At 67.8% G+C, this 14,969-nt stretch carries 14 protein-coding genes; 10 read left to right on the forward strand and 4 right to left on the reverse strand.

Annotated elements, in window-relative coordinates; all coding sequences use genetic code 11:
* Positions 1–163: 163 nt before the first annotated feature.
* Positions 164–1,222, forward strand: a complete 1,059-nt coding sequence (locus STRNI_RS11225; protein ID WP_277411144.1) for a hypothetical protein — start codon at positions 164–166, stop codon at positions 1,220–1,222.
* A gap of 178 nt (positions 1,223–1,400) precedes the next feature.
* Here the strand turns inward: STRNI_RS11225 and STRNI_RS11230 are convergent, their stop codons facing one another.
* On the reverse strand, positions 1,401–2,213 hold the full coding sequence (locus STRNI_RS11230) for a hypothetical protein (RefSeq protein ID WP_277411145.1): 813 nt from the start codon (positions 2,211–2,213) through the stop codon (positions 1,401–1,403).
* Positions 2,214–2,485: 272 nt separating this feature from the next.
* Positions 2,486–3,136, reverse strand: coding sequence for an HAD-IA family hydrolase (locus STRNI_RS11235; protein ID WP_109896529.1), 651 nt, complete (start codon positions 3,134–3,136; stop codon positions 2,486–2,488).
* Positions 3,137–3,534: 398 nt separating this feature from the next.
* Between STRNI_RS11235 and STRNI_RS11240 the strand changes: the two genes are divergently transcribed.
* Both STRNI_RS11240 and STRNI_RS11245 read left to right on the forward strand, forming a co-directional pair.
* Entirely contained in the window at positions 3,535–4,104 is a 570-nt protein-coding gene (locus STRNI_RS11240; RefSeq protein WP_277411146.1) for an ImmA/IrrE family metallo-endopeptidase, read from the forward strand.
* A 9-nt stretch (positions 4,105–4,113) separates the two neighbouring features.
* Positions 4,114–5,367, forward strand: a complete 1,254-nt coding sequence (locus tag STRNI_RS11245; RefSeq protein ID WP_338149728.1) for an MAB_1171c family putative transporter — start codon at positions 4,114–4,116, stop codon at positions 5,365–5,367.
* 222 nt (positions 5,368–5,589) lie between these two features.
* Here the strand turns inward: STRNI_RS11245 and STRNI_RS11250 are convergent, their stop codons facing one another.
* A complete protein-coding gene (locus STRNI_RS11250) occupies positions 5,590–6,474 on the reverse strand; it encodes a helix-turn-helix domain-containing protein (RefSeq protein WP_159482657.1) in 885 nt (294 codons plus the stop codon).
* Positions 6,475–7,103: 629 nt separating this feature from the next.
* Between STRNI_RS11250 and STRNI_RS11255 the strand changes: the two genes are divergently transcribed.
* The 6 genes from STRNI_RS11255 (at position 7,104) to STRNI_RS11280 (ending at position 11,764) form a co-directional block, all read left to right on the forward strand.
* On the forward strand, positions 7,104–7,988 hold the full coding sequence (locus tag STRNI_RS11255; RefSeq protein ID WP_277411148.1) for a helix-turn-helix domain-containing protein: 885 nt from the start codon (positions 7,104–7,106) through the stop codon (positions 7,986–7,988).
* A gap of 2 nt (positions 7,989–7,990) precedes the next feature.
* Positions 7,991–8,698, forward strand: a complete 708-nt coding sequence (locus STRNI_RS11260) for a zinc finger domain-containing protein (RefSeq protein ID WP_277411149.1) — start codon at positions 7,991–7,993, stop codon at positions 8,696–8,698.
* 154 nt (positions 8,699–8,852) lie between these two features.
* Positions 8,853–9,494, forward strand: coding sequence for a WhiB family transcriptional regulator (locus STRNI_RS11265; RefSeq protein WP_277411150.1), 642 nt, complete (start codon positions 8,853–8,855; stop codon positions 9,492–9,494).
* Positions 9,491–11,251, forward strand: coding sequence for an ICP22 family protein (locus tag STRNI_RS11270; RefSeq protein ID WP_277411151.1), 1,761 nt, complete (start codon positions 9,491–9,493; stop codon positions 11,249–11,251). The genes STRNI_RS11265 and STRNI_RS11270 overlap by 4 nt, the downstream gene beginning before the upstream one ends.
* Entirely contained in the window at positions 11,248–11,439 is a 192-nt protein-coding gene (locus STRNI_RS11275; protein ID WP_277411152.1) for a hypothetical protein, read from the forward strand. The genes STRNI_RS11270 and STRNI_RS11275 overlap by 4 nt, the downstream gene beginning before the upstream one ends.
* 91 nt (positions 11,440–11,530) lie before the next feature.
* Positions 11,531–11,764, forward strand: coding sequence for a hypothetical protein (locus tag STRNI_RS11280; protein ID WP_277411153.1), 234 nt, complete (start codon positions 11,531–11,533; stop codon positions 11,762–11,764).
* Positions 11,765–11,935: 171 nt separating this feature from the next.
* Here the strand turns inward: STRNI_RS11280 and ltrA are convergent, their stop codons facing one another.
* Positions 11,936–13,702, reverse strand: a complete 1,767-nt coding sequence (ltrA, locus tag STRNI_RS11285) for a group II intron reverse transcriptase/maturase (protein WP_277411154.1) — start codon at positions 13,700–13,702, stop codon at positions 11,936–11,938.
* Positions 13,703–14,460: 758 nt separating this feature from the next.
* Here ltrA and STRNI_RS11290 point away from each other — a divergent pair.
* Positions 14,461–14,958 carry a MobC domain-containing protein gene (locus STRNI_RS11290; RefSeq protein ID WP_277411155.1) on the forward strand — a complete coding sequence of 166 codons (498 nt, stop codon included), beginning with the start codon at positions 14,461–14,463 and terminating at the stop codon, positions 14,956–14,958.
* Positions 14,959–14,969: the final 11 nt, after the last annotated feature.

The raw sequence follows: 14,969 nt of genomic DNA on the forward strand, positions 1-14,969 counted from the left end.
GCCGCAGGAACCCGCAAGTTCCTAGGCCATAGTCCGTCTCTAGGTTCACGGCCCGACCGGTCGACAGGAGTCCAAAATGCCCTCTCACACTCACAGTTCCAGTCCGTGGGACGACTCCGTACGTCGCGCCACAAACGCGACCGCGGCCAAGCGAGCCGGTGGGATGGATGAGAGCTGCTGGGACGACGTCGCGATGCGTGGCATCGTCGCGATGGTGCTCTACGCACTTCATCTGCGGGACGGCCGCCCGGTCCATAAGATCAGCTGGCAGACGGTGCTGTGGCAGCTCGGCGACGACAAGCGCGTGCACGCCCTCGTCACCGCCGTGCTACCGGGTGCCGGCCACAACGTGGCCCGCACCGCGCCGCCCGGCGATCCGGTGACCGAGTGCTGGCGTTGGCTCACCCGGACCTGGGACCCGAACGCCCCGATGGGGTCAGCCTTGGTGCAGCCGCCCGTGATGCACGAGTCGCACGGCGACTGGGTGCCGGATGCGCCGGAGCCCCGATGGGGCGGCATGAGCCGGGGCATCGGCACCGGCCTGCCCGACCCCGCGCTGGAAGTGTGCACGAACTGGGCGGCAGGCGTGGTCCAGCGGACGATCATCACCGAATGCCGTGGCCACCACACCCACGACCGGGTCGAGGTCACCTCCGGTCCATTCAACGGGCACCGCGGGTACGTACGCGACGTCGGCTGGTACTTCGACGATGACGCTGAATCCGTTGACGGGCCGGCCGGGTACGTGGTCGACCTCGACGACGTCGAGGGCACCGAACGCATCGACGCGGACCAGGTGAAACCATGCTCGGACCTCAGCTGGCCGCGCCGCCCAGAAGGGACGCTCAAGGACGGCCCGCCCCCTGGATGGAATGCTCCGCACCCGCCAGCAAAAACCTGCGAGGAGGACCTCGCGGAGCTCCTGTCCCGGGCCACCAATCCCGAGGCCGTACCGCAGGAGCTGCGCCGCACCATCGCCGCCGCCCACCATCACCATCACCTGGAGCTGGACTGGCAGGCCAGCCCCGGCCCACAGCGGTACACGTGGCGCGTGCTGCTGCACTGGTATCAGTTGACCGAGCACTACGCGGACGACCAGCGCGCTCACCTGTACGAGGTCGTCGTCAAGCGGCACCTCAACGACCCCGAGCCAGCCCATCATCTCGCGCTGAACGAGGACGACTTGCCCGCCGTGATCGAACGCTGCATCTCCACAACCTGACCGCGATTCACGAAGACGCCAGCGCACCCAGCGCTGAAGCGAGGATAGGTTAGTCACAGGCTCCAAGGCCGCTCTTCACACCGTGCCCTTATGCCGGTGCCGCCCGCAGGGAGGGGCTGCGCCGGCCCGGGGACAATCGCTCCCACCCCGGGCCCGCGCTACAAGACACCACCCGGGATCAGAGATGGAGGGCAAGGCCCGGAAGCGCCAAATGGCCGCCCCCCTCGCACCTGACCTCCGCTATCCCGAGGTCCGCTGGCGAGAGCACTCCGCGCAAACGCGCCTCCGCCACCGCCATCCGGGCCGCGGCTGCCGGCCCCTCGGCGCCGAGGCCGCAGAAGTCTCGTTGCCACCAGCCCATGATCCGGTCGCGCCACCCCCTCCCGGCCATGACCTCGCTCGGGGTGCCGCCGCGGACCGCTCGGTCGTCTACCAGCAACATAACGCCGTCGGTCTGCGAGCACAGGATCGACAGTGTGCTGAACGTGCCCTCGCGCTCCCCGCGGGGCACGATGTTGAAGCCTGCGACGTCCTGTCCGATCTGCGCCGGCAACTGCTCCCACCACGAGCGCAGCAGCGCCTTTAGCGACTCCTCCAGCCACCACCAGTCCGGCGCTGTCGGCACGGCTGGAAGGGCGGGTAGCGCATCGGCCTTCCCCTGCGGACTAAGCCGCCACAGGTACGGCAATTGGCGGAAGTACGACGCCGGATCAGCCTGCACACATTCGAACCCCGCCTGGTGCATGCCTTCGAGCTCCGCTGTGCGTCGAACCGACAACTGCAACCCTTCAACGCCGCGGGCCAGCATCACGGTTCGGTGCTCGTCGCGCCAGCGTATGACGGGGCCTGCTGACGATCCGCCGTACCACGTCGGCTGTCCAATTTGATCAACGATTGCGGTCAGCACCTCAGCTGTGGCAGCCCGGCGGACCTCAGGGTCCTCGCCATAAGCACCCAAAGCCGCTGGACCACGCTGGAGGTTGCTCTCCACCGGATCGGTGTAGAACCTTTCCGCCAGGTCCCCGAGACCTCCATTTGCCAGTCCAACGGGATTCGGCATATATCCATTTCGACTTGAAGGCACGATTCCGCAAACTGGGCCATGTTTCGTGACCGCTATTAACGGCATGCGGAGTTAGCGTCCGCGTCTTACTGTGGCGAATCGGCCGGAGGTCGGGGCGACCGAGAGTCGCCCCTCACCATGCAGTTCTCAGACCCAGTCAGCACGCCCAGCCGCAGCGACAGGGAGGGCGTCCCGACGCATCAGACGGCGATGGTCAGTTCCACGCCAGCGTCAGTGGCGCAGGTGGTGACAGCTGACAGGTCGGATATCACCACGTCGGCATCAAGGGCACTGGCGTCATGGGTCGTGGTGATAGCCACGGTGGCCATCCCCGCCGCACGCGCAGACGCAAGCCCCGCCGGGGCATCTTCGAATGCTACGCAGCGCTGGGGATCGACGCCCAACCGCTCCGCCGCGACAAGGAAGGGCTCCGGGTCGGGCTTGTGGTGGGTGATGTCATCCACCGTGATGACGTGAGTCGCGCGCACCCCCGCGGCGGCCAGTCGCGCGTCCGCGACCCGGCGCGTGCCGGAGGTAACCACGGCCCAGCGGTCTACCGGCAACGATGCCAACAGCTCCTGCGAGCCTGGGATGGGGACAACCCCTCCTGCGATGGCGTCGTCGACCTCTGCTTGTTCGAGGAGAGCCAGTGCCGGAGCGACCTCGTCGGCCGGCAGGAGGTCGGCCACGATGGCTGCGGCGGGCCTGCCGTGCGGTTGGACCTCCATGATCTCCGCGATTGTGAGGCCATGAGCGTCCGCCCATTGCGACCAGCACCGGAAAACCGACTTTATAGACGAAACGATCGTTTCGTCACTGTCGAACAGTAGGGCATCGGCCGAAAACTTCATGTTGATGGACGATACCGCGCCACTCACTCCACCTCCGACGTGAAGATCTAGTCCAATAACGTGCACCCCAGATCGGGCTTTAGGGCGACAAATGCCCGATGTAGGCAAGTAGATGGCCCCTGAATCGAGTGAGGCGTAGCGCACATTTCCAGCCACTCGAAGGAGTCCTGGGCGGGCCGCGAACTCGCCAACTCCCCCCACACAAATGGCGGTCGGGGCTACAGGCGGCGCGCGGCTCGATGAGAGATCACAGCGAGCACGTTCACTCGCGTGATCTATGCTCATCCCCACATCCCGAGGCGGAACCAGGTCTTCCGCTTTTGTTTTCAAGGTGTTACATGGGCTCGACCATGGAAGCTGTCGGGATCTGACGCTCAAGTCCATCGAAAGGTGCAGTGATGGGGCTCTCGCGCCTGGCTGGCGAGATGCGCCTGCTGCGCAAGCGTTGCGAACGCCAGCTGGCCGACCTCCCCATCCCATCCCCTTTCAGCCTCAGGGGACTCGTCGCCGAGATCGAGACGGCACGCGGATGCCAAATCCACCTCGTGCCCGTGGCGGATGCGCACGGAGACATGCGGACGGCTTGCGGTCTCCGCGTCACCGTAGAGCGCTTGAATTCGACTTTTATCCTCTACCGGTCGCGCCCCACGCCAAATCAGACTGAACACGTCATCATCCACGAACTGGCCCACTTGTGGTTTGGCCACGGGAAATCCCTTTCACGTGACGAGGAAGAGCAACTCCTCCCCCCGCTTTTCCAAACCTTCCTCTCCGACGTCCGAGATGAGAATCCGGTAGTGCAGGCACGAGCACACTACGAAAGCCACGAGGAGCGCCAGGCAGAGTTTTCCGCATCCCTCATCAAGCGCCTTGCGCGCAAGCAAGCAACATTCGGGACCGATCTCATCAGCGTGATGGAAGCAAGCCTCACGCACCCGCTGGCACCGCCGCGTGGGCGCCTGCCGTAAGGGCCTTCCTTGGAATATCTGATTCTCGCCGTTTCCGTAGCGATGACCACCGTAGCGATATGGCGTCTGCCAGGCGCCCTCCGATACGGGGACCCCCTCCGTCGCACACTGTGGGGCTGCAGTGCTGGCTTCGCCGCCTCGTTGTGGACTCGCTTCCCCCCATTCAGGGAAGCGCTGGGGCAGCTTGGCGTAGTCGACTTCGACGCGTTGTTCAAGTATCTGGTCTCCATTGCAGCTTGCCTCTCACTGCTCAACTACTCCGTGACCAGTTACTCGCTCGCCGGAGACGACGCACCGACACACATCGCCATCTCGCGGAAGGTTGCCCGGGTCGCTAGGCGATCGATCCTCGTTGTCGTTCCAACGATGCTATTGCTGTTCTTCTTCGCCATTGACCGGAGGCAGCCCAGCGCGGATTTCGCCGCCGATCACGCCGGCGAATGGGGAGCGGCGTCCTTCATGACCTGCTACTACCTCTACCTGGGGGCATCCGCCTGGACCGTCGCCTACCAGTGGACGCATGTCGCCTTCCGGGCTGAGACAGTAGTCTTCCGCCTCGGACTGGCCCTTGGCGCCGCCTCGACCTGGCTCTACACCCTGTACGCAGTAGTACGCCTGACGTACATGTGGATTGCGATGCTCATACCCACCCCCGCGAGCGTCGACCACACCGTCGAGATCCTGGGAAACGCGTTCAACGTACTGGCCGCGACTCTGTTCGCTACTGGGGCGAGCCTTCCTACCACCAACGTAGTGGCTGACCGCCTGCGAACCTGGCGGTCATTGTGGTCCCTGCACACCCTTCGACGTGAGCTGACCGAAACCTTTCCCGATATCACTTTCCAGCCGGCTGGTACCCGCCTCCGGGAAATGACTCGCCTGACTCCCCCTCTGGACGTCCGGCTGGACGGATGGATCCAGGAAATCGGCGACGCCGTCAATCGCCTACGGCACCACGCAGCGCCCGACCTGTGGCCCGCCGCCGAAGAGGCAGCCTTCAGCCACTCCGACCCGGATCCGGCCGCCGAGGCTCACTGGATCAAAGCCGCGCTTGCCTCTGCCACCCGCGGCTGCCGCTCCACGGCGCCGGCCGAGCCCCTGCCGGAGAAACCGTTCGGCACTGCCAACGGCGAGGCTGCCTGGCTGCGTCGAGTGCAGGCCGTCTACGCCAGAATCCGCCCGCAGGAGACGGAGGAGCTGCTTGCCGAGGCTGGCATGCCCTGCTGGCACCAGCAGGGCAGGTGTGAGGCGCACTCAGCCTGAACAGCACCGGAATGCCGAGCTGCGACGGCCATCTGGCCAGGACTCGATCGGGCGGGGTGGCCACCAGGACCGGCGATCAGCCGAGGCCGTCACAGGCCGGGGCGATTCGGTCTCTTCGCTTCGGGGGGGCCGAGAGCCAGGCTGCGGCGCCCCGTTGTTCGGGCGCCTACGGCGTGCCGGAGGGCTCAGTCACTCCTGGAGTCGACCGACGCGAGCTGAACGCTAGCCCTCTTCGGGGCGGGGTGCGCTCTCGTGGCGTACAAGGACCTCGCTGAGCGTCGCCAGCATGGCAGCCGAGACTCCCTCGCTGGCGCCGCGGGCAGCCACGCTTACGCCTTCGCTGCGCATGAGGCTCAGGAACTCCAGCCGGTCCAGGATCTGTCGCTCGACCTCTTCCCCGTCCGCGAAAAACCACGGCTGGACGCCGAAGGCCGCCCCCAGCCCCGCGAAAAGGCTGTCGGGGGGCAGACTGGCCTGGACTTCTGCGGACTCTTGGCTGTCCGTCCGCAGCGCCAAGATGCCCGCCGCATCGACAGCAGGGAAGCCTGCTGCGGTGTTGACTGCGTCCGCGATTTCCCCGTCTGAGAGCGGCTTGCGCTGAAGGAAGCTGGTGATCTTCTCGCCGAGGGTCTGAGGCGGCCGATCTTCTGGCTTGGGGGCGCCGGATTTGACGAAGGATCTCTCCTGCGCTTCCTCCAGCACTTCGACCTCCACCCGGTAGAGGTCGGCAAGGGGCTGGACGTAGTCGTCGTTGAGCCGACGGGTACCTGCCTCGGCGTTGCTCAGGGGAAGACGGCTGATGCCAAGGGCCCGCGCCGCCTCTGCCTGGGTGTGTCCGGAGTCGCAGCGCAGATCCTTTAGATCCGGCGGCCCGAGTCGTGGGAAGAGCACATTGAGGTCTTGCCCTAGGGCCTCGGCGAGGGCCGGCAGGCGCTCAGGGGAGGGGGCGCTGTCGCACCGTTCCCAGTCACCGATCGAATCCTTGCTCAGGCCGAGCATGCGCCCCAGTTCGTTTCGCTGGAGTTTCGCGGCTCGCCGTGCGGCCAGGACGCGCCGACCATCGAATTGGCGAACCGGCACTGCACTCTCCTTCTGGATCGCGGCCATCGACGGGGACAGTCTACCCGCGCTTGATGCACAGGCCCACCTAGCGTAGGTTTTGTGCATCACGGCAGGTGAGGGGGCTGCTTCGGCATCCGTCTTGGCGTTTTTCGCCTCAGCCTACTGGCTGATCGCGCCCGCCGACCGGACCGAGCCCATCGAGCATGAACGGAAGAACACGTTGCATTCCGCTCCTCACGCTCTGCAACTAGTACAGAGATTAAGAACCAACTCTGGATCTTGACACGGTCCCGTGCGTATGTTCGTCATCCCCGGGCGCCCCGCCCGGCAGCACGAATGCGAGGAGCACGGCAGGTACCGACAGACGTCGTAGGTCCGCATACAGCGGCGGCGCCCGAGAGCGGGAACTCCCGGACGCCGAACGCTTAACGGCATAACCCGCCCCGGCAAGGGCGGAGATTGCCCACCATCACCACGCTGATCCCATTCCACCGGGCGCGTCAGCGTGGCAACACGCAAGGGGATTGTTGCATGCCTCCTGCCCAGCGCAAAGGGCCATCCCACCTGGCCTGCGCGGCAGAAACCTTCATCTCGGCGCCACTTTGCTTCGCGCCGGAGCACCCCAGCACGGCCTCGGCGAACCGTCGGCCCCGCCCCATGAGCGGGAGCGGCCGATGAGCATCGACGCCCGCGAGTGGGTGTGGGAGAACAGCTCCAGCAAGGGAGCTGGGCGCCTGATCCTGCTGTCGCTCGCCGACCGAGTGACCGACGAGCAGTGCATCGCCTGGGCCTCCCTGACCAGCCTGGAGAAGCGCACAAACGCCTCACGGTCCACCGTGCGCGAAGCCCTCGACCGTCTGCTCGCCAGCGGTGAACTGGAGCAGCTGGACGACCTGGTCGGCCCGCAGCGCAGCACGGTATACCGCCTGCCCCTCGCCGCGAAGGCCATGGCCCAGGCCATGAGGGAGCAGGACGGCGACAACTCGTCGCCGGACGAGCCCGAGGCCAGCCTGGCGCTCCGAATATCGGCTCTGCGGCGGTACGGAATCCGCCCCCGCGAGGTACCGGAATCCCCCGGCACGGTCCGGAATCCGGCAGGTCCGGAATCCGGTACCTCACGACGGAAACCGGCACAGCGACGTGCCAGAAACCGGCACAGCGGTGTGCCGGAAACCGGTCCCCAGAACCGTAGTGAACCGAAGGTGAACCGTAGGTACAGCAGTAGTGGTACCGCCGTCACCCCGGCCAGCGAGTGGCAGGTCGACCCAGACACCCACACCTGGGCCCGCCAGCAAGGCCACCTCGACCGCCTCGGCCAAGAGGGCCTCGCCGCTGCCGACGCGAAGTGGCGTGCCCACCGCGCCGACTTCAAGCCCCGGTCGGCGGGTGCCTGGGCTGCCGACTGGCGCTCCTGGATCGCCAGAGAGCGCGCCCCAGGCGGCCCGCAGCTCTACGCAGTGCCCGGCAGCGGCCCCGCCCAGCCGAGCGGGATGACCCGCGCCGAAGCCCACACCGCAGCCCTGCTCGCCGCCCTCGACGAGCCGACCGGATCGGAGTAGCCATGGACCGCCGCGAACTCGCCGCCCTGTTGGCCTACATCGGCCGACTCGACCCCCGCACCATCCGCACCGACAAGGGCGAGGCCCGCGACCAGCTCGCCACGTGGCACGAGCTGCTCGGCGACGTGCCGATGACCACGCCGCACGGCTGGGATGCCCGCGCCGCCGCCCGGCAGCACATCAGGGTCTCGCCCTACCAGGTCCTGCCTGCGGACATCGCCCGCCCGTGGGAGAGCTACCGGCGCGACCGGCTGGCCCGGCACACCGACCCAACGCCGGGGGCTGATCCTGACGACCAGGCGGCCTGGACCGCCGAGCTGGTCGGCACCCGGCGCGCGGTGGCGGCCGGCAGCGCTCAGCCCGCGCAGTACCGGGCAATCACCAGCAGCCAGCTCGACCCCGACCTGAAGGCGCGGCTGCGGAAGAACGGCTCCTGCATACCGCCAGAGGCCCGAGTCGCCCTCGCGCCCTACCGGCCCGCTCGTGCGGCGCGCGAGGCGGCTGTCGCCCAGGGCCAGGCCGATGCCCTCAGCGTCAGGTGCGAGTGGTGCCAGGCCCAGATCGGCGAGCCATGCCGCCGCCGCCGGGTCGCCCCCGACGGCGGCGCACGCGGAACCGCACCACGAGCCACCCCCCACCCTGGTCGCCTCGACCTCGCCGCCGCCCGGCAGGCCCAGGAGACCGAGCAGGTCCAGCCCGCCCTGGCCTGACCGACCGCCCCGTCGGTGCACCCCATCCGGTGCCCCGACGCGACAACACCATCCCCGGCTGCGGCGCCCGCCCTGCGCCGCAGCCGGCCCCCGACACCGCGTCCATCCACCACCGGACCCGACCGGCCGACGCGGCAGCACATCGGAGACCCCCTTGCGCCACATCACCACCCACGACGCGCCAGCCACCGGCCTGCGCAGCATCGGCGACACCAGCTGGCACACCCGCGGAGCGTGCCACGGCATGGACGTCGAGGACGCCGACGCCGTGTTCTTCCCGCTCCCCAGGGACCACGAAGCCATCGCCGAGGCGAAGGAGCTGTGCGGCTGGTGCCCAGTGCGCCGCGACTGCCTCAACTACGCCTTGGAGAACGGCCTCAAGGAAGGCGTCTGGGGCGGGCTGACCGAAGCCGAGCGGCGCCCCTGGCACGACGGACTACCTCAACGCCTCGACTACAGCCGCGTGATCGCGTTCTTCAACGGACGCGACGTGCACCTGACCGAGTCCGAACGCCAGGTCGTCATCAACCACGCCTACGTCCGGGGCTGGCACACCGACCGGCTCGCCGCCGCCCTGCAGATCGGCCACAAGCACGCCCGTGACCTACTGCGGCAAGCAGCCCTCAAGGTCTTCGACCGCGACCGGACCCTCGGCGTGCCCCGCCGCAAGAAGAAGCGGACGCAGAACCCCCGGGCGACCAGGCGGCCCACGCCCACCAAACCCGAGACGAAGCAGCCCGTGTCCAGCCCAGTGACCTCGCCCTCGACGGGCGCCCCTCTCGGAAAGGCCGCATGACCCTGACCCACCTGCCCCTCGGTGCCGCCCCGGACCCATCCCTCCTCCTCGCCATCGGCATTCCCGTCGCCGCCCTCGCCCTGGCCCTGACCGGCTGGGCAGCCCGCCGCCGGAAAGCGCGTACGCCGAATCGTCTCGGCAGCCCGGCAGTCAAGGTCGCCGCTCTCGCTGCGGTCGGATGCACCGCTTACTCTGCCGACACAAGCTGGCGGTTCGCCGCCGACTTCTTGGACATGGCCGGCGTCGGCGAGCGGATCGGCATGTTCGCGGCAGCCGAACTCGCACTGTTCGCCACCGCGCTGATGGCCCGGCAGAATCTGGCGGTCCAGGGGGCACCCGGGCTGCCCGGGACGCTGGTCTGGGTCATCACCGGCGTGCAGGTGGTCCCTGCCTATGCCGAGAGCGGCCCCATCGGCGGTACGGTCCGCGCCTTCGTCGGCCCGATCATGGCGGCGATGCTCTGGCATCAGGCGATGGGGATCGAACTGCGTCTGCGCACCCCAGGCGCCGCCTCCCACGGCCTGCTCGCCGTCCTGGGGCGGGAGGCACGCGAACGACTGCTGTCCCGCCTTGGCATCGCCGCGCGAGATCGCGACGCTGCGCAGATCACCGCAGACCGCGCCACGGCACGCGCCGTCGCCCTCGTCGTCCGCCTCGCCGAACGCACCCCCAAGCAGCAGCAAGGCTGGCGAGGCCGAGGACTCACGCGGCGGCTGTCGAAGGCAATCGGACGGGCAGGAGTCGGCACCGACCCCCGTCAGCGCGCTGAGCTGCTCGACCAGCTCGCCGCCCGCCGGCACGCACTCGCGCTCGCCACGGTCCCGCTGCCCTCCCCCTGGTCCCCGCTCCACGACCAAAAGCCCGCCGCCACGGTCCCCTCACCGAAGGTCCAGCGCACCACGGTCCCCACCGGCAGCCCGCCCAGTGACACCGTATCGATCGGTGGCCGGGGACCACGCGGGGACCGCGCCCACCGGGGACCGGGGACCGGGGACCACACGGGGACCGGGGACCAGGTCGGGACCGGGGACCAGGTCGGGACCGGGGACCACACGGGGACCGGGGACCAGGTCGGGGCCGGGGACCACGCCGGGACCACGCCCACCGGGGACCGGGGACCGGAGACCAACACCGGGACCGGGGACCACGCCGGGACCACGCCCACCGGGGACCGGGGACCGGAGACCAACACCGGGACCGGGGACCACGCCGGGACCACGCCCACCGGGGACCGGGGACCGGAGACCAACACCGAGACCGGGGACCACGCCGGGACCACGCCCACCGGGGACCGGGGACCGGAGACCAACACCGAGACCGGGGACCACGCCGGGACCACGCCCACCGGGGACCGAGGACCGGAGACCAACACCGAGACCGGGGACCACGCCGGGACCACGCCCACCGGGGACCGAGGACCGGAGACCAACACCGGGACCGGGGACCAGGGACACAAGGTGCCCCTCCGGCGGAAGCCGACCCCCAGGACCACAACCCGTGGTAGCCGGTCCCGCAGTCCGCAGACGCAGCGTCCTCCGCGCGGGCCGGAGCAAACCGTGGAGCAACTCGTCCAGCAGCTCCGCCCCCACGTCCCGCCCCTGCTCGACCGGGACGGCAACGAGACCGTAACCCGGGTCCAGCTGCGGGAGATCCTCCGGCGCGAGGGCCTCGTGGGTGGCCGGAATGACCGACTGAGCCTCGTCCTGCAGCAACTGCGCAGCGAGACGAGCACGACAGCAAGGAGCCACACCCGATGAAGACCTGCCCCCGATTCGCTGCTCTCCGCGATGAGTACGAGCGGGAGATCGGTTTCCTGACCGCTCACTCAAAGCGCCATGTCGGGCGGCCGGCGGCCAAGTCCAGCGCGAAGCACGCCGCATCGGCGAAGGCGCGGATGGCCCGGGCTCTCAGCGGCCACGTCGGGCGCTGCCCCGAGTGCGGCTGAAACCACAAAGCAGCAGCTCAAAGCCCTGACCCGCCAAGGGTTGCCCGGCTCCACACCGGGCCACCGCCCCCTTTCCACGAAGGAGATCGCCATGACACACGCAACCGCTCCCGAACAGTTCGAAGACCGCTTGATCTGGGCGTTCCTGCACACCTTCCTGCGGTACGGACTGATCCATTCGGCAGTCGACGGCCCCGAAGGACAGTGGTTCGTCCAGATCGGCCCCGATCACCAGATCCATCATCTGACCGACACGGAGGATGCTTTCGACTTCGTCCTCGAAATCCTGGAGATCATCGACGGCACACAGGGCGGTGAACAGTGACGAACCCGAACCAGTCCCCCTCCACCCCGGAACCGTCTCGCGCCGTCAACTCGGTCTCGGGGCGGTCGGGTAGCCGGAGCGCATCACTGCGCCCCGGCCCCCTCAGAACCGGACGTGCGGCTTTCACCGCATCCGGCTCAAGCAAGCCCCGAGGGGCATCACCCGGATGGGCTACCCGGGAGTCCGCTTGCTGTCACCCGCATGATGCTGGCGGTGGCACTCGGCGTGTACCAGGCGGAGGTTGGTCCGTTGATCCGTGCCGCCGTCTCTGCGGTAAACGAAGTGGTGCTTGTTGAGCATCTTCTTCGACGCCGCGAACCAGTCGATCCACTCACGTGGACTGTCCGGTTCGTATTCGGCTCCGTCGATCAGCGCCTGTCGGCAGAGCGGGCAGAGCCCTTTCTGCCGGAATGCCAGGTACAAGCTGGACTTGTCCATCGGCGGCGGCGCTTTGAGGCGGCGGCGGGTACGCCAGTACCCGACAAGGGCCGGGTCGTCCGGAGACGAAGCCCCTTGAACGGGAATGTGCCTGACGTAACGGGTCCAGGCGAACTTTGGGAGGTACGCGCCGCTGGTGCGGTCACCGAATACCCAGTTGTCCCGCCTGGACTTGTTGAACCTGCCGAAATAGTGGCGTTTGATCCACAGCCCCGAGCGGTTCTCGTGGCCGCGCTTCGCCCACTTGTAGAGCAGTTTGAACATGTAGGAATCCATCGAGCAGAAGACCCGATGAGACACCGCGCTGCGGTAGTACGCCGTCCAACCCCGAACGATCGGGGCGAACTTCTTCAGCACGGCACCGGAATTCGCGCCCCGAAGGGCGTGCATCTCGGTCCGCAGCCGCTTCCGCAGCCTGTTGCAAGCCGCTCTGCTCGGCCTGATGACCACCCTGTCATCGTGCCTTTGCACGGTGAACCCCAGGAAGTCGAACCCCTTGGAAAGGTGCACGACATGAGTCTTCGCCTCATTGAAGCGAAGCCCTCTGGGGGCAAGCCAGTTCACCAGATCCTCCTTGACCCGATATGCCTCCTCCTCGCTGTGGCACAGCACCACGAAGTCGTCGGCATACCGGATCAGCGCGGGAACCCCGGGCAGGGCGCAGTTTTCGCGTCCTTTGCGCCCGTCGAGGCGGAATCCCGCGGCCTGTTCCATCCCATGCAGCGCGATATTCAGCAGCAGCGGGCTGATGACACCGCCCTGAGGAGTTCCCTCCTCGGTCGGCGCCCAGCGCCCGCCTTCCATCACGCCGGCCCGCAGCCATGCCCGGATGAGATCCCTGGCGGGGAACTGCCCGATCATGGCGGTCAGGTGGTCGTGACTGATGCGGTCGAACGCGCCTTGAAGGTCCGCGTCCAGCGCCCACAGGCGCTTGGCCAGCCTGCCCCTGGTGTAGGAGCGGATGGCCGCGATCGCATCCTGACAGCTGCGTCCGGGCCGGAAACCGTACGATTTCGGCTCGAACCGCGCCTCCCACTCAGGTTCCAGTGCGTTCTTCACGCGAGCCTGGAGCACCCGGTCACGCATGACCGGGATCCCGAGCGGGCGCTGTCTCCCATCGGCCTTCGGGATGTACACACGCTTGACCGGCTGGGCCTTCCACGGGACCTGCGACCGATGGACCTCGGCCGCCATCCGCCCCCTCGCCGCAGGGGTGAGGGCCCGTTCCCCGTCGATGCCAGCGGTCATGCGACCACTGCTCTGCTGGGTCACCCGCTTCACGCTCACCAGCGTGTTGCTGTGGCTTCTCAGCATGAGCTTTTGCAAGTTGCGGACCCTTTTCAGGTCCCGATCCTTCGATGCCTTGAAGATCCGCTGCCTCAGCCGCCGTACGTTCCGATCGCAACTGGCCCAGTCGATGCTGTGCCATTCGACCGATACGTCCTCCGGTCCGTTCACCTCGGGCACGCGGGCAGTTCCGACTGCCACTGTGGTACTCATGCACGCCTCCGGCATCCAACTTATCCTTCGGTTCCGGCGCCTTCGCGTTGGCGCTTCAAAGGCTCACCTGATCCACGTGGGCTCCCTTTCGGGCCGGGCCACCAGGACCCGTATCCGGCGGGTTATGCGTCAGGACGAGCGGAGAGGACCGCCCTGACGTTTTCCCCTGACCTTTCGGCCTACCGGCATTCGCTTCTTGGATCATCCTGTTCCTGCTGGGGAGTTGGTCCTCCCTCGCGGTCGGATTACCGGTCACTTCCGGTCGCCCGGTCATTTCCGGACCCCAACAGGGTTTCCGTGTTCCGCACGCTGAAGATGCGGCTGGGGTGGGCGCCCCCTCTACCCCGTGGCCAGCGGTGTCCAACTGACGGTGTTGCTTGCACCGAAAGCCGCCTGTGCCTTGCAGCACCGGGCCCTGCCCTGCCGAAAGCGAGCCATCCGCAGGGGGTACATATGACGAGGCATTAACCGGGGGTTCACACGTGTTCGCCCGTCCAGCCTTCCCCTTACCTGTGGCCCCTCGATGGCCGAGGCGCCCTTGGGCGTGAACGCTCAGCTTCACACCCCGCCGTTACCAGCGACGCATGTGAGCGCGGGGACGGATTCCAAGACACTAATCCGGAGGAATTGTCATGCATGAACCTCTCCACAAGACGGACCTCACTTCCGAGCGTGCGGCCTCACGTCGCACAGCAAGTTATCCCCCAAGACCGTCTTCCCCGTCGGGGAAGACGGCCTCGGGGCACCCCGCCCCCAGGGTGGCGGGGCCGGACCAGCACCGGGGGGCGCAGGTCCGGGCGGCAGCGACCGAGGGCGGATCGCAGCCGGAGGAGCAGCCGTCGCGACGCAAGCGCCGCGGCGCCACGAAGACCGTGCGCAAGCGCTCACCGAAGTCCGGCGGCGACAAGCGCGTGCACGTGATCTATGTCCGTCTCAATGACACCGAGAAGACGGTGCTCACCGCTGCCGCCACCACGACGCGAACCAGCCTGCCCGCCTTCCTCGCCCGCAGCGGTCTTGCCGCCGCGCACGACCTCGACAACACGGCTGCCGTCATCGCTGGCCATCGCGAGCTGGTTGCTGAACTGTTCGCCGCGCGCCGGCATCTCGGGCAGGTCGGCAACAACCTCAATCAGGCCGCGAAGGCACTCAACTCCGGTGGTTGGCCTGCCCAACTCGACGCCGTCCTCGTCGCGACTCACCGTGCCGTGCAGCGCGTCCAGGATGCGACCGATCAACTCCTCCAGCAGAACTGAGGCCGACACCG

Source organism: Streptomyces nigrescens, from assembly GCF_027626975.1.
Taxonomy (GTDB): Bacteria; Actinomycetota; Actinomycetes; order Streptomycetales; family Streptomycetaceae; genus Streptomyces; species Streptomyces nigrescens.

Coding starts and splice junctions, on each gene's coding strand:
- STRNI_RS11225 (WP_277411144.1), top strand. CDS start 164: ATGGATGAGAGCTGCTGGGACGACGTCGCGATGCGTGGCATCGTCGCG.
- STRNI_RS11260 (WP_277411149.1), top strand. CDS start 7,991: ATGGACCGCCGCGAACTCGCCGCCCTGTTGGCCTACATCGGCCGACTC.
- STRNI_RS11270 (WP_277411151.1), top strand. CDS start 9,491: ATGACCCTGACCCACCTGCCCCTCGGTGCCGCCCCGGACCCATCCCTC.
- STRNI_RS11255 (WP_277411148.1), top strand. CDS start 7,104: ATGAGCATCGACGCCCGCGAGTGGGTGTGGGAGAACAGCTCCAGCAAG.
- STRNI_RS11275 (WP_277411152.1), top strand. CDS start 11,248: ATGAAGACCTGCCCCCGATTCGCTGCTCTCCGCGATGAGTACGAGCGG.
- ltrA (WP_277411154.1), bottom strand. CDS start 13,702: ATGAGTACCACAGTGGCAGTCGGAACTGCCCGCGTGCCCGAGGTGAAC.
- STRNI_RS11250 (WP_159482657.1), bottom strand. CDS start 6,474: ATGGCCGCGATCCAGAAGGAGAGTGCAGTGCCGGTTCGCCAATTCGAT.
- STRNI_RS11240 (WP_277411146.1), top strand. CDS start 3,535: ATGGGGCTCTCGCGCCTGGCTGGCGAGATGCGCCTGCTGCGCAAGCGT.
- STRNI_RS11280 (WP_277411153.1), top strand. CDS start 11,531: ATGACACACGCAACCGCTCCCGAACAGTTCGAAGACCGCTTGATCTGG.
- STRNI_RS11235 (WP_109896529.1), bottom strand. CDS start 3,136: ATGAAGTTTTCGGCCGATGCCCTACTGTTCGACAGTGACGAAACGATC.